This is a genomic window from Stenotrophomonas sp. YJH_SMC_14-1, from assembly GCF_059372275.1.
In genome coordinates, this window is record NZ_JCAFVK010000002.1 from 538516 (window position 1) to 556122 (window position 17607).

Sequence of the window (17607 nt, forward strand, 5' to 3'; positions counted from 1 at the left end):
CCCGGTCTTCACAACGGCATGAATAGGCTGGCGTCCCCATCCATTGCAGTGCCGGAGACCGCCATGAAGATTCGTCCGATCACCACCACCCTGCTGGCCGCCTCCCTGCTGCTGGCCCTGGCCGCCTGCAAGGGCCCGGAAGCCGAACAGGCCAAGCAGGACGCGCAGCAGGCGGCCGACAGCGCCGGCGCTGCCGCCCGCGACGCCGTCGACAAGGCTGCTGCCGCCACCCGCGAAGCCGCCGACAAGACCGCCGCCGCTTCCGAGCAGGCCGCCGCCGATACCCAGCAGGCGCTGGACAAGGCCGCAGACGCCACTGCCAACGCCGCCGACAAGGCCAAGGACGCCGCAACCGACGCCGCCGCGCACGCCAGCGACGCCACCGCCGACGCCGCGCAGAAGGTCGCCGACAAGGCCCGCGATGTCGCTAATGACGCCAAGGCCAACGCCGCCAAGGAAGAAGCCAAGCACTAAGCCTTACCGGCAGCCGAGCACCGGCTCGGTTCCACAGGAAAAGCCGCGGCACTGCCGCGGCTTTTCTGCTTTTCGCTCCCTGCTTCTTCTGTTGATTCCGTGGTGTGCGCCCACGGAAAGTGTCCAAGGACGCGCGGGTAGGTTGCGCAGGGGCGTAAGCGCCATGGATGGCGCGCCCGAGCCTTATCTGATGAAAATCTGTCAGCGTAGGTGTCGAGAGCCGGCGTGGGCCGCCCCTACGGCAGCGCGCGCGCCAGCATCGCCGTCAGCTCCAGCCCCGCCGGCAGCGTCCCGAACGCCAGCCCATGCTCCGCTTCCAGCCGGCTACGCACGAACGCCTCCGCCATCGGACTGCGCGCACGCAGCAGCAGCGCCGCCTGCAGCAGCAGCGCAGTGCGCTCGCAGAACAGCCGCGCCTGCGCTTCCTCCGGTGGCGGCGCCGCTGCCCAACGCTGCAATGCCGCTGCATAGCGCGCATCACGGTCGGCCACCGACGCCAGCTCACCGCGCAACGCCGCCATCGCCTCCGGTTCACGCGCCAGCGCACGCAGCACATCCAGGCACTGGATGTTGCCGCTGCCCTCCCAGATCGAATTCAACGGTGCCTGCCGGTACAGGCGGGGCAGCATCGACTCCTCCACGTAGCCGGCACCGCCCAGGCATTCCTGCGCTTCATTGACGAAGGCCGGCGCACGCTTGCACAGCCAGTACTTGCCCAGCGCCGTCCCCAACCGCGCCATCGCCGCTTCATTGGCATCCACACCGGCACGATCCACCGCGCGTGCGATGCGCATCGCCAACACCGTGGCCGCTTCCGACTCCAGCGCCAGATCAGCCAGCACGTTGGTCATCAGCGAGTGCTCCACCAGCAGCTTGCCGAAGGTGCGCCGATGGCGTGCATGATGCAGCGCCTGCGCCAGCGCCATGCGCATCTCCGCCGCCGCACCCAGCATGCAGTCCAGACGGGTCATCATCACCATGCCGATGATGGTCGCCACGCCACGCCCTTCTTCGCCCACGCGCCACGCCTGCGCGCCACAGAACTCGACTTCGCTGGACGCATTGGACCAGTCACCCAGCTTGTCCTTCAGCCGCATCAGCCTGAATGCATTGCGGTCGCCGTCGGCCAGCCGGCGCGGCATCAGCAGGCAGGTCAGCCCGCCCGGTGCCTGCGCCAGCACCAGGAAGCCATCGCACATCGGCGCGGAAAAGAACCACTTGTGGCCGACCAGGCGGTAACGTTCGCCATCGATCGGCTCGGCGCGCGTGCTGTTCGCACGTACATCCGAGCCGCCCTGCTTCTCGGTCATGCCCATGCCCAGCGTGATGCCGGTCTTGTCCGCCACCGGCACGTCGCGCGGGTCATAGACCGGCGCGGCGGCCTTGCGCGCCCATTCGGCCAGGTGCGGCTGCGACTGCAGCACTGCCACCGCCGCATGGGTCATGGTCAAGGGGCAACTGGTGCCGGCTTCGGCCTGGTGGTGCAGGTAGCTCAGCGCCGCACGCGCGACGTGTGCGCCGGGCTGCGGCTCGTGCCAGGACAAACCCGCCACGCCATGCTGCTTCGCTGCGGACATCAGCTGGTGGTACGCAGGGTGGAACTCGACCGTATCAATGCGGTGGCCCTGCGCATCGTGCGTACGCAGCCGCGGGCGATCACGGTTGGCATCGAAGCCGAGCCGGTACAACTCGTCGCCGGCCAAGGCCCCGTACACGGCCAGGCGTGGCGCTAAGGCACCGGCACCCTCGCGATGCACCGCCTCCGCCAACGCCACATCGTCGGTCCACAGCTGGCGGCCCGCGAACGGTGGCGGCTGGTTCAGCACCACATGGGTTTCAAACGGCGCGTTGCTGCTGAAGCTGGGTCCACTCATCCGGTCCATCCTGGCGGCAAGAGGTATGCGGCCCGATTGTGCCGCATGCCCCGCCAAGCCCGTGTTCAGGCCGGTTCTCACCGCCTGCACGAAGCGCAGGCCACAGTGGCCGCATGGAAGGCAATGACGATCTGGTGGTGCTGCGTCCGGAGGGGCTGTACTGCGCCGCGGGAGATTTCCACATCGATCCCTGGCGCCCGGTGCCGCGCGCGGTCATCACCCATGGCCACGGCGACCACGCGCGCCCGGGCATGGGCGAATACCACTGCAGCGAAGGAAGCCTGCCGATCCTGCGCTGGCGGCTGGGCGATGTTGGCGTGCAGGCGCACGCCGAGGGGGTGCCGTTCCGCTTGGGCCGGGTGCAGGTATCGCTGCATCCGGCCGGTCATGTGCTCGGTTCGTCGCAGGTGCGCATCGACGATGGTGAACGGGTGTGGGTGGCGTCCGGCGACTACAAGCGCCAACCCGACCCGACCTGCACGCCCTTCGAAGTGGTGCCCTGCGATACGTTCATTACCGAAGCGACGTTCGCGCTTCCGATCTATCGCTGGCCGGACACCCCGGCGGTCGCCGCAGAGATCGTGGCGTGGCGCCGCGAATGCGAACAACGTGGCGAAGCGGCGATCCTGCTGTGCTATGCACTCGGCAAGGCGCAGCGGGTGCTGGCCGAGTTGTTGCCACTGGACGACCGCCCCGCGTGGCTGCACGGCGCCATCGCCAATGGCGTGTCGGTCTACCGGCAGGCCAACATCCCGATGCTGGAGACGCTCACCGTCGCCGAACAGGGGCGTCAACCCGATGCCGCCGGCCAGTTGATCCTGGCCCCACCCTCGGCCGCAGGCACGCCGTGGATGCGCCGCTTCGGACCGCATCAACTGGGGTTCGCCTCGGGGTGGATGCAGCTGCGCGGCAACCGGCGGCGCCGCAACGTCGACCGGGGCTTCGTCATTTCCGATCACGCTGATTGGCCCGCGCTGCTGCAGACCATCGAACAGACCGGCGCGCAGCGGGTCATCGCCACCCATGGCAATACCGATGCATTGATTCCGTTCCTGCGCGAGCGCGGCGTGGCGGCTGAAGCCTTTCGCACCGACTTCGGGAGCGAGGAATGAAGGCGTTCGCCGCGCTCTACCAGCGCCTGGACCGCAGTACTGCGACGCAGGACAAGCGCGCCGCACTGGTCGACTACTTCCGCCACGCAGCGGCGCACGATGCGGCGTGGGCGCTGTACCTGCTCAGCGGCGGCAAGGTCGGCGGCGCACGCCGCAGGATCGCCGCCAGTGGTGAGCTGCGCAGCTGGATTGCCGAGGAATCCGGACTGCCCGCCTGGCTGGTGGAAGACAGCTACGCTCAGGTCGGCGATCTGGCCGAAACACTGACACTGCTGCTGGATGACCCCTTGCATCCCGCCGCCGACCGGCCGTTGTCGGACTGGATCGAACAGCATCTGCTGGCGGTGGCCAACCAGCCCGAAGTGGTGCGCCGTGCGGCGGTCGTCGCCGGCTGGCAGCAGCTGTGCAGCGGCGAGCGCCTGGTGTTCAACAAGCTGCTCACCGGTGCGCTGCGCGTGGGTGTCTCGCAACGGCTGGTGCAGCAGGCGCTGGCAGAATGGTCCGGCCTGGACATCGCGCGCATCGCCCAGCGCATGCTCGGCGAGTGGGTGCCCTCTCCCGCGTTGCTGGGGCAGCTGCTGTCGCCGGATGAACTGCCACTGGACCGGCAGCAGCCGTACCCGTTCTTTCTGGCCTCACCGCTGGAGGGCGAACCGGGCGAACGGCTGGGTCCGGTCGAAGACTGGCTGCTGGAGTGGAAGTGGGATGGAATCCGTCTGCAGCTGCTGCGCCGACGCGGTGAAGTGGCGCTGTGGTCACGTGGCGAAGAACGGCTGGATGGCCGCTTCCCGGAAATTGAACAGGCCGCGATGGCGCTGCCCGACGGCTGCGTGCTGGACGGAGAACTGCTGGCCTGGGACGAGAGCGACGACCTGCCACGCGCCTTCACCGCGCTGCAGACCCGCATCCAGCGTCGCAAGCCCGGTGCAGCGACCTTGCGCAACACCCCGGTGCGCGTGCTTGCCTACGACCTGCTTGAACGCGATGGCGAGGATCTGCGCGGGCTGCCACTGCAGCAACGGCGTGCACAGTTGGCCGAGGTCATCGGTGCCCTCGGCGATACACGCATCCAGCTGTCGCCCGACGTACCCGCTGGAGACTGGCTGCAGGCGGCCACGTTGCGGGAGGCCGCCCGTGAGCGGGGCGTGGAAGGGTTGATGCTGAAACGCCGGACGTCCGCCTACCAGTCAGGGCGACGGCGCGGCGACTGGTGGAAATGGAAGGTCGCCCCCCTGACCATCGATGCCGTGCTGCTGTATGCGCAGGCCGGCCATGGACGGCGCAGCACGCTGTACACCGATTACACCTTCGGCGTCTGGGACGGCGATACGCTGGTGCCGGTGGCCAAGGCCTATTCGGGCCTGGATGACAAGGAAATCCTGGCCCTCGATCGCTGGATCCGCGCCAACACCCGTGAACGGTTTGGCCCGGTGCGCAGCGTGCGTGCCGAACAGGTGTTTGAACTGGGCTTCGAGGCAGTCAACCGCAGCAGCCGGCACAAATCCGGCATCGCCGTGCGCTTTCCCCGCATCCTGCGCTGGCGCCACGACAAGCCCGCCACGGAAGCCGACCAGCTGGCCACGCTGCAGGCGCTGGCGCGATGAACCGCCGCGAGGCGTTGCGTAGGCTGGAAGACTGGTTCGCTGCGCGCGGCTGGCGCTCACTGCCGTTCCAGCGCGCGATGTGGCGGCACTATCTGGCGGGCGACTCCGGGCTGCTGCACACCCCCACCGGCAGCGGCAAGACGCTGGCCATGTTCGGCGGCCCGCTGCTGCAGGCGATGCTCGATCCACCGTCGGCACCGCGCCGGGCCAGCGCGGTGCGGCCGCTGCAGGTGCTGTGGGTGACGCCGCTGCGGGCATTGGCCAGTGATACCGCACGTGCGCTGCAGGCAGTGGTCGACGGGCTGGGCTTGGGCTGGCGGGTCGGCCTGCGCAGCGGCGATGCCAGCAACCGCGAGCGCCGGCAGGCCCGCGAAGGCCGCGTCGACGTACTGGTGACCACGCCGGAATCGCTGGCACTGCTGCTGAGCTATCCCGACACACTGCCACGCATGCGCCAGCTGCGCTGCGTGGTGGTGGACGAATGGCATGAACTGCTGGGCAACAAGCGCGGCGTCCTGCTGCAGCTGAACCTGGCGGTGCTGCGCGACGCCGCTCCTTCCCTGCAGCTCTGGGGACTGTCGGCCACGCTGGGCAACCTGCCGCAGGCCCGCGACGTGCTGCTGCCTGGCCAACAGGATGCACCGATCGTACAGGGCGTTCGTCCGCGCGCGATCAGCGTGCGCAGCCTGCTGCCGGAACCCGGTGAACGTTTCCCTTGGGCGGGGCATCTCGGCCTGGCGCAGCTGCCGCGCGTGCTGGACGCGCTGATGGCCGTACGCAGCAGCCTGCTGTTCACCAACACCCGCGCGCAGGCCGAGCTGTGGCACCAGGCGCTGGCGGCGGTATGGCCGGAAGACGCGGACACGCTGGCACTGCATCATGGCTCGCTGGATCCAGCACTGCGCCAGCAGGTGGAAGACGGCCTGCGCGCAGGCGCGTTGCGCTGCGTGGTGGCGACCTCCAGCCTCGACCTCGGCGTGGATTTCCCGGAGGTTGAACAGGTACTGCAGCTGGGCAGCCCCAAGGGCGTGGCGCGGCTGCGCCAGCGCGCCGGGCGCGCACGCCATCGTCCCGGCGCCGGGGGGGCCATCGTCTGCATACCCAGCCACGCACTGGAACTGGCCGAATATGCAGCGGTGCGCCGCGCACTGCACGAAGGCGTGGTCGAAGCGCGTCGACCGCCGACGTTGTCACTGGACGTGCTGGCACAGCATGCGGTCAGCCGCGCCCTCGCTGGCGGCTTTGACAGTGATGCGCTGCTGGCGCAGGTGCGTCGCACCCATGCCTTCGCCACGCTGGGCGATGAACAATGGCGGGCCGTGCTGGACTTCATCGTGCAGGGTGGGCAGGCGCTGGCGCAGTATCCCGATTTCCACAAGGTCGTGTGCGATGCCGATGGCAGCTACCGCATGCACGATCGCCGCCAGGCGCTGCGGCATCGCCTGTCGATCGGCACCATCAGCAGCGATGGCAGCGTGCGCGTGCAGTTCCTGCGCGGTGGCGGGCTTGGTGCAGTGGAGGAGCAGTTCGCCAGCCGCCTGCGTCGCGGCGACCGTTTCCAGTTCGCCGGGCGCCTGCTGGAACTGGTGCAGCTGCGCGACATGACCGCTTTCGTGCGGCTGGCACGAGGGCGCGGCGATGGTGTGGTGCCGCGCTGGCAGGGAGGCCAGTTGCCGCTGTCGATGCCACTCGGCCGTGAGCTGGAGTGGGTGCTGTCCGGCGCCGACGACAGTGCCGAATCCCGCTGGTTGTCACCGTTGCTGGCACTGCAGCAGCAGCTGTCGGCGCTTCCCGGCCCAGAGCACCTGCTGGTGGAAGAGGTGCGGCGCCGCGAAGGCCAGTTCATGTTCGTCTACCCCTTTGCCGGCCGCCACGTACACGAGGCACTGGCCGCGCTGTTGGCGCTGCGCTGCACCCGCCAGCAACGCAACAGCATTGGCTATGCGGTGAACGATCATGGCCTGGTACTGGCGCCGGCGCAGCCGATCGATCTGGATGAGGCGCAATGGCGTGCATTGTTCGGCAATGACCGCTTGCTGGCCGATCTGCGCGAGGCAGTGAACCTGGGCGAGCTGGCGCGACGTCAGTTCCGGGGCATCGCACGCGTAGCAGGCCTGCTGGTGCCCAGCCTGCCCGGTGGCATGCCACGGTCACTGCGCCAGCTGCAGGCGTCCGCAGGCCTGCTGTACGACGTGCTGCGCGAGCACGATCCGGAACACCTGCTGCTGGCGCTGGCGGAACATGAAGTGCTGTACGACAGCCTCGACCTGCCGGGGGTGCAGCAGGTACTGGAGCGGATCGGCACGCAGCAGCTGTCGCTGCAGCGACCGTCATCACTCACGCCGCTGGGCTTTCCATTGTGGGCCGAACGCCTGCGCGGTCAGTTCAGCAATGAAGACTGGCGTATGCGCGTGCAGCGCGCGGCCCAGCAACTGGAGCGCCGCCATGACCGATGAATTGCCGCTGCTGCTTGCTGGTGAGTCCGTGGTCCTGGTGGGCGCGCGTGCGCTGTACTGGCCCGCGCGGCAGGCACTGCTGATCGCAGACCTCCACCTGGGCAAGGCCGATGTGTTCCGTCGCGCCGGCATCGCGTTGCCCAGCGGCGGCACCGGCGAAGACCTGCAACGCTTGCAGCGGCTTCTGGACCTGCATGCCTGTCGCGAGCTGTGGATCCTGGGCGACATCCTGCATGGGCCGGCGCATCGCGCTGGGTGGTACCAGCAATGGCTGGGATGGCGTGAACGCAATGCTTCGCTGGACGTGCATGTCCTGCGCGGTAATCACGACCGCCAGCTGCCGCATGCGCAGTTGCAGGTCCAGATCCACGATGAAGTACGACTGCGGCCGTTCCTGCTTCGGCATGAGCCGATGCCCGATGCGGCGCTGCATGTGATTGCCGGGCATCTGCACCCGCAGGTCGCCTTGAAGCCACTGCGACGGCGTTTCCCCGCGTTCTGGCTGCGTGACCGGATGACGGTCCTGCCGGCCTTCTCCGCATTCACTGCAGGCATCGTGCCTGCCCCCGCCCGCGGCGAACAGATGATCGCCTGCGTGGAAAGCGGCCTGGTGGAACTGCCGGTCGCCTGACTCAGGCCGGGCCAATGCCCAGCTGCGGCATCAACTGGAAATCAGGGGTGTCATTCTCACGCCGCCGCGGCAAGGCCTGGATTGCCGCCAGCATCTCCTGCGCGCAGGTCCGGATGCGTGCGTGGTGTTCCGGCGACGCATGGCTGACCAGGCTGCCGACATGGAACTCGAATACATCCTCCAGTACGTCGGGCTGGTCCTCGTGCAGCATCTGCAGCAGTCCACGCAGCTTGCAGATTTCCGATTCCAGCTCTTCGACCGCGAACAACATGGCGTCCTCCTCTTCAACATCAAGCGGCACGTCCGGGCCGCAACAGGCCGCAACAGCCGCGCTGCCCGGGCCACGCGCGATGTTGATCACGGAAAGGAAAACGGGCGACGCGCAGTCGCGTGCAACCTACTTCTCGCACATCCGCGGTGAGGCAACCGTTAATTCACGTGACGGCACGCTTCACACGCTGTCCGTGATCGCGTTGCTGCGAGGTATCTCCATCGTCGTCGCCAATGCGTCGATGAAGGCCGGATCCAGCGTAAGCGAACCGAACCATCCCTGCTGCGTGCCACTGAGCACGCGCAGCATGTGGCCACGGCCTCCGGGCAGGCGCCCCATCGGGCCCAGCAGCACGTCGCGCGTCTTCGCCCAGGCATCGCGATCGGACTGGAACAGCGGCGTCAGCCAGCGACTCCAGCGCTGGTAGACCGCCACGTGGGCCCTGCGTTGCGCCTGGTAGGCCTGCAATGCAGCGGCACCACCGCCATGCGTGCGCACCGCATCGCGCAGCGCCAGCGCATCGAGCAGCGCCATGTTCACCCCCTGCCCCAGCTGCGGGCTCATCGCGTGCGCCGCATCACCTGCCAGCACCATGCGGCCCTGGTGCCAGCGCGTCATCACTGCATCGCGATAGACCGCGCGCGCCAGCTGGCCGGCATCGCGCAGGTGGGCGAAGCGCGCACTGGCCTGCGGCCACAGCGCATGCAGCTCGTCCAGCCAGGGCGTCATGCCATCGGCCTGCCAGCGCTCGAAGTCGGTGCGTGGCAGGCTCCAGAAGAAACTCAGGCGCGGCGTGTCATCGCCGGGGCGCGTGCCGACCGGCAACAGGCCGATCATCTTGCGCGCGGCCACGTAGCGCTGCCGCAGCTCCTGCACATGCGGCCAGTCTTCGGCCGGCAACAGGCACCACAGCGCTCCCCACGGATACACGCGGTCCAGCCCGGCACCGCCGGCAATGGTGCTGCGCAGCGTAGAGGCCGCGCCATCGGCGGCCACCACTAGGTCGAACGGGCCATGCAGGCGCCCTTCGCTGTCGCGCAGGCGGCCCTGCTCGGCATCCACGGCGGCGATGGTGACGCCCGCATGCAGATTGCCTGCCCCCGCGCGCGCCTGGTCCAACAGCGAGAACAACGCCCCACGCTGCATGCCCAGGCCATGCAGGCGCGCATCCAGACCGTCGTAGCGCATGTCCATCACCGCGCGCTCGCATGGCGTGTCGCCATACAGGCGGTGCACCGGCGCGGCATGCGCGCGCACCGCATCCAGCAGGCCCATCTGCCACAGCACCTGCAGGCCGCTGGGCTGCAGCAGGAAACCGGCACCCACCGGTCCCGGCGTCGGCACGCGTTCGAATATCTCCACTTCGTGGCCGTCACGGGTGAGGAGGATGGACACTGCCTGTCCAGCGGTGCCGTAGCCGATCACGGCGATACGCAGTCGTTCCGTCATGGCCACATTGTGCCCGAGGCGGGTGGATCGCGAACCGGCCGCGGGCACGCCGCGCAAAAAAAAACCCCGCCGAAGCGGGGTTTTCAACGCACTGTCGAGTGGATCACTCGGCCGGCGTGATGTTCGAAGCCTGGGCACCCTTCGGGCCCTGGGTCACGTCATAGGTGACACGCTGGCCTTCCTGCAGGCTGCGGAAGCCCTTGGAGTTGATGGCGGAGAAGTGCGCGAACACGTCGGCGCTGCCATCCTCCGGCGAGATGAAGCCAAATCCCTTGGCGTCGTTGAACCACTTGACGGTACCGTTCGGCATGGTGATGCGAGACCTTATGCAATGAATGGGTGGTGTACGCTGAACCCGCGCACAAGCTGAGTATGCAAAGCTTGCTCGGGGAAGACAATCACCCCCGCGCCAATTCGCCCACCAGTTCCGGAAGTCCGTTGCTGGCCGCCTGTACGTTGGCCAGCACTTCGGCCATCGTAATCTCCTCGCCATCACCACAGCCGGCAGCCCAGTTGGCGATGATCGCCAGGCAGGCGTAATCCAGCCCCAGTTCGCGTGCCAGCGCGGCTTCCGGCATGCCGGTCATGCCCACCAGGTCGCAGCCGTCGCGGCGCATGCGGGCGATTTCAGCGATGGTTTCCAGGCGCGGGCCCTGCGTTGCGCCGTAGCAGCCACCGTCATGGACCGTGACGCCGGTCACTTTGGCCGCCGCCAGGATCTTGCTGCGCAGCATCGGCGTGTACGGGTGGCCGAAATCGACGTGGACCACATCGGTGCCCTCTTCTTCGCAGATGGTGCTGATGCGGCCCCAGGTGTAGTCGATGATCTGGTCCGGGCAGGCCAGCACGCGCGGGCCGAAGTTCTCGGTGATGCCACCGACCGTGTTCAACGCCAACACGCGCTGCGCGCCCAGCTGCTGCAGCGCGGCCAGGTTGGCGCGGTAGTTGATCTTGTGCGGCGGCAGCGAGTGGCCTTCACCATGGCGCGCCAGGAACGCCACGCGATGGCCGAGCAGCGTACCGACGCGCACCGGGCCCGACGGGCGGCCGAAGCGGGTGTCGACCTCGTGGGTCTGCACGTCGTCAAGCTTGGCCAGGTTGTAGACACCGGTACCGCCGATCACGGCCAGGGCGATCTGTTGCATTCGAAGCACTCCATGAAAAGACGAACGCCGGCACCCGAGGATGCCGGCGGCAGAAGAAGACGCGCCGCGGGCGGCTGCGCCGTTATTCCTTCATCGCGTAGATGGCCGGCACGCAGCGCAGGGTTTCGTTGACGTCCATGCCGAAGCCGAACACGTAGCGGTCCGGCAGTTCGATGCCGGCGTAGTCGGCGGTCACGTCCGGCAGCGCGCGGTCGTGCTTCTTCACGGTCATCGCGGCGATGCGCACGTCGGTTGCGCCCTGTTCCAGGCACCAGGTGCGCACGCCCTGCAGGGTGTAGCCCTCGTCAAGGATGTCGTCGACCAGCAGCACGCGGCGGCCGAACAGCGAGGTGGCCGGCTTGTGCTTCCAGACCAGGTCGCCGCCGGTGGTTTCACCGCGGTAACGGGTGGCGTGCAGGTAATCAAACTGCACGTCCTGGCCGCGCGCGCCCAGTTCCAGCGCCAGCTGGCCGGCGAACGGCAGCGCACCGTGCATGATGGACAGGAACAGCGGCACCTCGCCCTTGTAGTCGCGCGCGATGGCGTCGGCGATACCAGCAATGGCCTTGTCGATGGTGGGGCGGTCGACCAGCAGGTCAGCCTGGGCCAGGGCCTGGGAAATGGTGAGGTTGGGCATCAGACGGTTCTTCCAAGGGTTTCAAGCAGACGGGTTTGGGTGTCGCCATGGCGGGCATCGGCCAGCAGGCCATCCCAGCCAAGCGCGCCGCGGCCGATCAGGCCCAGCAGCGCAGCGGTATTGAGGGAGCGCCCCTGCACCGCGTGCAGGGCTTCATCGACCAGCTCCGGGTGGCAGACCAGCACCACGTCGCAGCCGGCGTCCAGATGGGCGTGCACGCGCGCCGGCACGCCGCCGGCGCTGTGCGAGGCGGCCATGCCGATGTCGTCGGAGAACACCACGCCACGGAAGCCGAGCTCGCCGCGCAGGATGTCCTGGATCCAGCGCGGCGAGTAACCTGCCGGTTCAGGCGCAATCTGCGGGTAGATCACGTGCGCCATCATCACCGCATCGGCACCGGCGGCGATGCCGGCCTGGAACGGCACCAGGTCCTGCGCACGCAGCTCGTCCAGCGCGCGCGGATCGATCGCAGTATCGACGTGGGTGTCTTCCAGCACGGTGCCGTGGCCGGGGAAATGCTTGAGCGTGGCGGCCATGCCGACCGAGTGCATGCCACGCACGTAGGCGGCGGTGAACGCGGCCACCACCTGCGGGTCTTCACTGAAGGCGCGGTTGCCAATGGCACGGTTGCCACGGCCAAGGTCGACCACCGGCGCGAAGCTCAGGTCCAGGCCGCTGGCGCGTACTTCGCTGGCCATCAGCCAAGCGTGCCGTTCGGCCAATGCCAAGGCCTGCTGCGGGTCGGTGGCATACAGGGCACCAATGTCCTGCAGTGGCGGCAGATCGCTGTAACCCTCGCGGAAACGCTGTACGCGGCCACCTTCCTGGTCAACGCAGATCAGCTGCGGGCGCGGCGCGGCGGCGCGGATCGCCGCGCTCAGATCGGTCACCTGCTGGCGGGAGGCGAAGTTGCGCTTGAACAGCACCACCCCGGCCACGGCATCGTGCTGCAGCCAGTCACGTTCCTGGGCGGTCAGTTCGGTGCCGGCAACGCCGATCAGCAGCATGGTCGATCTCCACAACGCGCGCCCGCATGGCGCAGTGCCGCATTGTCGCAGAACCGGCCGACAGGCGCAGTGGTCAGAAAAAGGGGAGTGTGCGGTCAGAGCCCCTGCGGGGCTCTGACCCCGGGGCCGGATCCCCGCAGGGGCCCTGACCCCGATCTGCTCAGACCTTGCAGCCGTCCGGGCCGCAGGCCTCGTCGTCGCCAGCCGGGGTGGCCGGGGCGCCCTGTTCGGCGGCAATCTGGCGCAGGGCGTTGGCGAAGGCCTCGGGGGGCTGCGCCCCGGAAATGGCCCACTTTCCATCGATGACGAAGGTCGGCACCGAGGAGATGCCCAGCGCATGCGCCTCCGCCAGCTTGGCTTCGACCTCGGCCAGGCCGCGGTCGGAGGCCAGCATCTGCGCGATTTCGCCGCCGTCCAGGCCGCCCGCCACACCGGCCTTGATCAGCACCGCGCTGTCCGCCAGGTTCTGGCCAAGCTCGAAGTGGGCCCGGAACAGCGCCTCCCCGACCGCGTCCTGCACGCCGTGCTGGCCGGCCAGCCACAGCACCCGGTGCGCCGGCAGCGTGGTCACCCGCACCTGGCCCCGGCTGAAGTCCATCGGCAGGCCTTCCGCACGCGCCGTGGTCTGGGTCTGGCCGAGGATCTGCTCGGTGCGCTCGACGCCACCGAACTTGCGCACATAGGCCTCACGCAGCGGCACCGGGGTTGCGTCCGCGTCCGGGTCCAGCTGGAACGGCTGCCAGTGGATATCGAGTTCAGGCGCATCGGCGCCCAGCAACTGCACGCCCTGCTGGAAACGATGCTTGCCGATCCAGCACCAGGGACAGACCACGTCGGAGTAGATGTCGATTCTCATCCCCCCGACATGGGGCCCGCCCCCACCGAAAAAAGGGGACGGAGGGGATTAAGTCGCTTTCCGCACAGGCGGGGTAAAGACGACTTAATCCCCTCCGTCCCCTTTTCAGGGTTTCACCACTGTGAATAGGGACGACTGGCGAGTGCGACGTTGTAGTAGCGGGCGTCGTCGGTGACTTCCGCGCCGGCCCAGTCCGGCAGTTCGATGGCCTGGTCGGCGCTGTCCAGTTCCACCTCGGCCACCACCAGGCCGGCGTTGTCGCCGAGGAACTCGTCCACTTCCCAGGTCAGGCCGGCGTGCTCGACCAGATGGCGGCGCTTGTCGATCAGGCCACCCACGCACAGCGCCAGCAGCGCGCGCGCGTCCTCCACCGGAATCGGGTAATCGAATTCCTGCCGGGTGTGGCCGATGGTGCGCGACTTCAGGTTCAGCGCAGCATGGTCGCCCTCGATACGCACGCGCACCGAGGCGTTCTGGGTACCGCGATCCAGCGCGCCCATGTCGTTGATGTAGCCCTGCGCCATCGGGGTCACCCGGTGCGCAGCGGATCGCCAGCCATCGTTGATGACCAGGAATTTGCGTTCGATTTCAATGCCCATGGCGCGATTATGCGCCATGGGTGATGACAGCCGCTCAGCGCTTCTCGAACACCGCGATGCTTTCCACGTGCGCGGTGTGCGGGAACATGTCCATCGCACCGGCGCTGACCAGGGTGAAGCCCTGTTCGTTGACCAGATAGCCGGCATCGCGCGCCAGCGAGCCCGGGTGGCAGCTGACGTAGACGATGCGCTTGAACTGCTTCAGCGGCAGCTGCTGCAGCACTTCGATGGCGCCCGAGCGCGGCGGGTCCAGCAGCAGCTTGTCGAAGCCCTGGCGCATCCACGGCGTGCTGCGCTGGTCCTGGGTCAGGTCGGCGCTGAAGAACTGGGCGTTGGCCAGCCCGTTGCGCACGGCATTCTCACGGGCACGCGCGACCAGGCCGGCATCGCCTTCCACACCCACCACTTCGCGCACGCGGCGGGCCAGCGGCAGGGTGAAGTTGCCCAGGCCGCAGAACAGGTCAAGCACGCGTTCGTCCTCGCCCGGCTCAAGCAGGTCCAGGGCGTGGGCGATCATCTTTTCGTTGAGCTTGGCGTTGACCTGGATGAAGTCCAGCGGGCGGAACGCCAGTTCCACGTCCCAAGGCGCCAACCGGAACGACAGCGGCACGCCCTGCCCGTCCAGCGGCTGCACGGTGTCCACGCCGCCGGACTGCAGGTAGATCACGAAACCATGCTGCTGGCCAAAGGCGGCCCAGGCGGCGCGGTCGGCATCGCTGAGCGGCTGCAGGTGACGTACGGTCAGCACCACCGCCTGATCGCCGGCGATGAACTCGATCTGCGGGATGTCGCGCTTGCCATCGAGCGATTCGATGAAGGTCGACAAGGCCTCGACCTTGGTACCGATCTCCGGGATCACGGTCAGGCACTGGCTGAGGTCGGCGACGAAACGCGGGTCCTGTTCACGGAAACCGACCAGGGTCTTGTCCTTCTTCTCGACCCGGCGCACCGAGAAGCGGCCCTTGCGGCGATAACCCCAGCTCTCGCCGACCAGCGGCGCCAGCACCTTGCCCGGCTTCACATGGCCGATCCGCTCCAGGTTGTCCATCAGCACGCGCTGCTTGGCGACGATCTGCTGGTCTTCGTCCAGGTGCTGCAGCACGCAGCCGGCGCAGGTACCGAAATGCGGGCACTTCGGGGTCACGCGCTGGGGCGAGGCCTGCAGCACTTCCACCGTGCGTGCCTCGTCGAAATGGCGGCTGCGGGCGGTCTGTTCGGCCATGACCACCTCGCCCGGCAGGGCGCCGCTGACGAAGGTGACCTTGCCGCCCTCGCCTTCACGGCGGGCGACGCCGCGACCATCATGGCTGAGGTCGAGGATCTCGGTCTGGAACGGGGTACGGTCGATGCGGGAGCGGGATCGGGCCACGTGGCAACAGGCTGCGGGCAAAAATGGGGGCACATTGTCGCAGATCCTGACTGGCAGGGTCCGGACCCGCTTGCGCCCGCCGCCGCCGTGCTTGATGATTGCAGCAGCTGACATGGAGGCAGCCCTGATGCAGATGACCCCGCGGGCCAGCCGGCCCCGCTTCCTGCTTGTCGAGGACGACATCATCAGCCGCGGTTTTTTCAAAGCGGCGTTGGAAACGTTACCGGCGGACGTGGACACGGCAGATTCATTGGCCAGCGCGCTGGCCAGCGCCGAGCCCGGCGCGCATGACCTGTGGCTGATCGACGTCAACCTGCCGGACGGCAATGGCGCGCAGCTGCTGCGTGAACTGCGCCGTTCACACCCCGATACCCCGGCATTGGCGCATACCGCCGATGGCGACACCTCCATCCATGCCCGCCTGCGCGAAGCTGGCTTCAGCGACACGCTGGTCAAGCCGTTGGGCCGCGACCAGTTGCTGAAGGCCGTGCGCCGGGCACTGGTGAACAGCCCGGCGGGGATCTCCGTTGCCCCGGCTCCGGCAGCGGTCGAGCTGCAGGTACAGGACTGGGACGAGACCGCGGCACTGGCCGCGCTCAATGGCCAGCGCAACCACTTGATCGCGCTGCGCGAGCTGTTCCTGGCCGAGTTGCCGGGCGTACGCGACGCGGTCGAGCAGGCCGTGGACCAGCACGACGAGCGCCAGCTGCGCAGCCAGCTGCACCGGTTGCAGGCGAGCTGTGGGTTTGTCGGCGCGGCACGGCTGGGACGGGCGGTGCGGCAGCTGCATCATGCGCCGGAGTCCGGGCAGGCCCAGGACGGGTTCCGCGCGGCGGTGGCGGCCCTGCTGCATTGAGGGTGTTCGGCAGGGCTTGCAGCCCTGCACCTGCTTCAAGCCAGAGCAACAGCCGAAGCAACGGCAACAGCGGGCATCCCGTGGAATGGCGGGGCACTGTGGGTATGCGGGGACGGCGCAAGTACGTCCATGTAGCCTTGGTCGCGCCATCCATGGCGCTCACACCCCGCAAACCCATAGTGCCCCGCCTTCGACAGTTGACCGGTGGCCAGTAGATCCACGCCATGCGTGGATGAATCTCTGTCAGATATCGAAATTCAAACTGGGGTCAGATCCGTTTTCCTTCGGAAAACGGATCTGACCCCGTCGGCATGTCCAACAGCTCGCAAGAATCTGTCGAAGGCGGGGTGGGTCCGGTTGCGGGAGTGTCCGCGGCATGGATGCCGCGGCCAAGCCCCCAAGGACGGGTTTACGGCGTCTCCCGCAACCGGACCCACCCCGCCTACCCACGGATAACCAGCTTTTGCTTTTGACGTTGACGTTGCCGTTGATTCGGCAGGTGCAGGGCTGCAAGCCCTGCCGAACACCCCCTACCTGCGGGGCGCGAGCTGCTCGAGCATTTCCCAGGACTTCAGGCCGCGTGGCCCGAGGTGATGGGCCAGCACCCGCCGCATCGGCAGGCGCAGGCTGGCCAGGTCGGCGGCAGCGGGCTCTTCGTCGGCCGCCAACGCCAGCAGCGCCGAGCCAGTGGCCGCCGCCCGGCGCTCCCCACCGCGCTCGCTCAGCAGGCGCTGCGCGCCTTCCTGTGGGTCCAGCTCGTAGCGCGCGGCCGGGTCGATCGGCTGGCCGTCGCTGGCACTGTCCAGTTCGAAACCCAGGCCCAGCGCGGACAGCAGCTCGCGTTCAAACCGACGTAGCGTCCAGGCCAGGCCGGCACCGACCGCCAGCCGCGCGCGCGCTTCGCCATAGGCCAGATACAACTCAGGCAACGGATCCTGGCGAGGTGCCAGGCGCAGGGTCAGTTCACTCAGATAGAAGCCGGCCAGCATCGCCTGGCCGACCAGACGCGGGGCCGCATCCAGCGCTTCAGCGCCGCGCAACTGGGCCAGTTCACCGCGCTGCTGGGCGCTGAAGCGGATCCACTGCAATGGCTGCAGGGCAGCGCGCAGCACCTGGCCCTTGGCGGTTGACACACCACGCGCGAGCAGGCCGACGCGGCCATGCTGCGCGCTCAACACCTCGACCAGCAGGCTGGTCTCGCGGTAGGCCCGCGCATGCAGCACGAAGCCGGTGTCGTCCTCGATCATCATCGAAGCGACCGCAACGG

17 protein-coding genes are annotated in these 17607 nt (G+C 68.1%); 6 read left to right on the forward strand and 11 right to left on the reverse strand.

Annotated elements, in window-relative coordinates; genetic code table 11:
- Window positions 1-63: 63 nt before the first annotated feature.
- Window positions 64-474, forward strand: coding sequence for a hypothetical protein (locus tag AC5P9P_RS07495; RefSeq protein ID WP_005410582.1), 411 nt, complete (start codon window positions 64-66; stop codon window positions 472-474).
- Between the two features lie 236 nt (window positions 475-710).
- Here the strand turns inward: AC5P9P_RS07495 and AC5P9P_RS07500 are convergent, their stop codons facing one another.
- On the reverse strand, window positions 711-2348 hold the full coding sequence (locus tag AC5P9P_RS07500) for an acyl-CoA dehydrogenase family protein (RefSeq protein ID WP_033834340.1): 1638 nt from the start codon (window positions 2346-2348) through the stop codon (window positions 711-713).
- A gap of 113 nt (window positions 2349-2461) precedes the next feature.
- Here AC5P9P_RS07500 and AC5P9P_RS07505 point away from each other — a divergent pair, with 113 nt between their 5' ends.
- From AC5P9P_RS07505 to pdeM, 4 genes are read left to right on the forward strand one after another with little or no spacing between them, the layout of a single operon-like run.
- Window positions 2462-3460, forward strand: coding sequence for a ligase-associated DNA damage response exonuclease (locus AC5P9P_RS07505; RefSeq protein WP_005414211.1), 999 nt, complete (start codon window positions 2462-2464; stop codon window positions 3458-3460).
- The gene (locus tag AC5P9P_RS07510) at window positions 3457-5064 is read left to right on the forward strand and encodes an ATP-dependent DNA ligase (RefSeq protein ID WP_033834341.1); all 1608 of its coding nucleotides are present in this window, start codon (window positions 3457-3459) and stop codon (window positions 5062-5064) included. The genes AC5P9P_RS07505 and AC5P9P_RS07510 overlap by 4 nt, the downstream gene beginning before the upstream one ends.
- Window positions 5061-7520: a ligase-associated DNA damage response DEXH box helicase gene (locus tag AC5P9P_RS07515; protein ID WP_111173271.1), complete on the forward strand. Its 2460-nt coding sequence runs from the start codon at window positions 5061-5063 to the stop codon at window positions 7518-7520. Before AC5P9P_RS07510 ends, AC5P9P_RS07515 begins: the two co-directional genes overlap by 4 nt.
- The gene (gene pdeM / locus AC5P9P_RS07520) at window positions 7510-8151 is read left to right on the forward strand and encodes a ligase-associated DNA damage response endonuclease PdeM (protein ID WP_049402339.1); all 642 of its coding nucleotides are present in this window, start codon (window positions 7510-7512) and stop codon (window positions 8149-8151) included. The genes AC5P9P_RS07515 and pdeM overlap by 11 nt, the downstream gene beginning before the upstream one ends.
- 1 nt (window position 8152) lies before the next feature.
- Here pdeM and AC5P9P_RS07525 read toward each other — a convergent pair whose 3' ends face one another.
- From AC5P9P_RS07525 to rlmD, 9 genes are all read right to left on the reverse strand, one after another.
- On the reverse strand, window positions 8153-8422 hold the full coding sequence (locus AC5P9P_RS07525; protein WP_024958257.1) for a hypothetical protein: 270 nt from the start codon (window positions 8420-8422) through the stop codon (window positions 8153-8155).
- A gap of 180 nt (window positions 8423-8602) precedes the next feature.
- Window positions 8603-9871: an FAD-dependent oxidoreductase gene (locus tag AC5P9P_RS07530; RefSeq protein WP_049431289.1), complete on the reverse strand. Its 1269-nt coding sequence runs from the start codon at window positions 9869-9871 to the stop codon at window positions 8603-8605.
- A gap of 103 nt (window positions 9872-9974) precedes the next feature.
- Window positions 9975-10181, reverse strand: coding sequence for a cold-shock protein (locus AC5P9P_RS07535; RefSeq protein WP_005410590.1), 207 nt, complete (start codon window positions 10179-10181; stop codon window positions 9975-9977).
- An 88-nt stretch (window positions 10182-10269) separates the two neighbouring features.
- Window positions 10270-11016, reverse strand: a complete 747-nt coding sequence (locus AC5P9P_RS07540) for an S-methyl-5'-thioinosine phosphorylase (protein ID WP_005410591.1) — start codon at window positions 11014-11016, stop codon at window positions 10270-10272.
- Window positions 11017-11098: 82 nt separating this feature from the next.
- A complete protein-coding gene (locus tag AC5P9P_RS07545) occupies window positions 11099-11653 on the reverse strand; it encodes a hypoxanthine-guanine phosphoribosyltransferase (RefSeq protein WP_005410592.1) in 555 nt (184 codons plus the stop codon).
- Window positions 11653-12660, reverse strand: coding sequence for a beta-N-acetylhexosaminidase (gene nagZ, locus AC5P9P_RS07550; RefSeq protein ID WP_005414204.1), 1008 nt, complete (start codon window positions 12658-12660; stop codon window positions 11653-11655). The genes AC5P9P_RS07545 and nagZ overlap by 1 nt, the downstream gene beginning before the upstream one ends.
- A gap of 160 nt (window positions 12661-12820) precedes the next feature.
- Window positions 12821-13516: a DsbA family oxidoreductase gene (locus AC5P9P_RS07555; protein WP_033834348.1), complete on the reverse strand. Its 696-nt coding sequence runs from the start codon at window positions 13514-13516 to the stop codon at window positions 12821-12823.
- Between the two features lie 113 nt (window positions 13517-13629).
- A complete protein-coding gene (locus AC5P9P_RS07560; protein ID WP_033834349.1) occupies window positions 13630-14115 on the reverse strand; it encodes a CYTH domain-containing protein in 486 nt (161 codons plus the stop codon).
- Window positions 14116-14149: 34 nt separating this feature from the next.
- The gene (gene rlmD, locus AC5P9P_RS07565) at window positions 14150-15484 is read right to left on the reverse strand and encodes a 23S rRNA (uracil(1939)-C(5))-methyltransferase RlmD (protein WP_005414201.1); all 1335 of its coding nucleotides are present in this window, start codon (window positions 15482-15484) and stop codon (window positions 14150-14152) included.
- A 127-nt stretch (window positions 15485-15611) separates the two neighbouring features.
- Between rlmD and AC5P9P_RS07570 the strand changes: the two genes are divergently transcribed.
- Window positions 15612-16340, forward strand: coding sequence for a response regulator (locus AC5P9P_RS07570; RefSeq protein WP_012480972.1), 729 nt, complete (start codon window positions 15612-15614; stop codon window positions 16338-16340).
- A gap of 530 nt (window positions 16341-16870) precedes the next feature.
- Here the strand turns inward: AC5P9P_RS07570 and recO are convergent.
- The gene (recO, locus tag AC5P9P_RS07575; RefSeq protein WP_033834350.1) at window positions 16871-17590 is read right to left on the reverse strand and encodes a DNA repair protein RecO; all 720 of its coding nucleotides are present in this window, start codon (window positions 17588-17590) and stop codon (window positions 16871-16873) included.
- Window positions 17591-17607 lie beyond the last annotated feature (17 nt).